The 1,047-nt window shown below is 60.2% G+C and carries 1 protein-coding gene; it reads right to left on the bottom strand.

The window, feature by feature from the left end; translation table 11 throughout:
- The coding region (locus tag NC796_RS26575) for an IS630 family transposase (RefSeq protein WP_409070431.1) at window positions 1–920 on the bottom strand (920 nt) is incomplete at its 3' end.
- Window positions 921–1,047: the final 127 nt, after the last annotated feature.

The raw sequence follows: 1,047 nt of genomic DNA, 5'->3' as shown, positions 1-1,047 counted from the left end.
AACGCATCGATCGTCCGGCGGACCTGATCGGTCGAGGTAAAACTGTTGGTTTTCAGGGCTTTTCGCGTGAGGATACTGAACCAAATTTCCACCTGGTTCAGCCACGAGGCGTGGGTGGGGGTATAGTGGAAGTGGACGTTCGGGTGGCAGGCCAGCCACCGGTCGTTCTTGGGCCGGTGGGTACGCAGATTGTCCAGGATCACATGGAGCTGTTGCTCCGGATATGCGGCCACCACTTCGTTCATAAAGGCCAGAAATTCCCGGCGACGGCGTCGCGTGAAGTGGCCGGTTTTGACCTGGCCGGTGGCCACCTCCAAGGCCGCAAAAAGCGTGGTCGTCCCGTGGCGCTTGTACTCATGGTTGTAGCCACTGATGGCCTTCCCATTGGGCAGACGAAGCCACCCCTGGGCCCGCTCCAGGGCCTGAATGGCCGGCTTCTCGTCCACACACAAGACCATGGCATTATCGGGCGGGTCCAGATACAGCCCTACAATGTCGGCCGCCTTGGCAGCGAACTCCGGATCCGTACTCACACACCAGCTGTGGCGACGCTGCAGATGAATTCCGTGGGTGCGCAGCACCCGCCAGACGTGCTGAGGGCTGATATCCCCGAGGTGTTCGGCCAACAGTCGTCCATCCCAGCTGGCAAATCCGGGCGGTGGGGGGTCATCCAGGGCGGCCAGAATGCGCCGTTCGGCCTGCTCGTCATACTGGGCCGGGGCTCCGCTACGCGGTGCGTCTTGCAAGCCCTCGATGCCTCGGGTGGCGAACCGGGTTCGCCATTTGCTGACGGTCGCCTCGCGCGTGTCCAGCTCGGCGGCAATCTGCTTGCTTTCGGTGCCCTCGGCCGCGGCCAGGATAATGGCCGCCCGAAAGGCCAGCCGTTTTTCGATGCGGTGCGAGCGCGTCCAACGCTCCAAAAGCTGACGCTGGTCGGGAGTTAGTTCTATCGTTGGGGCAACATTCATGAGCGTTTAATTGAGGGTTGGAGGGAATATACGATGTCCCCAGCTAATAATTACTATAATTTTTGAAATTAAGTACTAG

The organism is Aliifodinibius sp. S!AR15-10 (assembly GCF_031569985.1).
Taxonomy (GTDB): Bacteria; Bacteroidota; Rhodothermia; order Balneolales; family Balneolaceae; genus JAMQKA01.
This window is presented reverse-complemented; position numbering and strand designations above follow the sequence as displayed.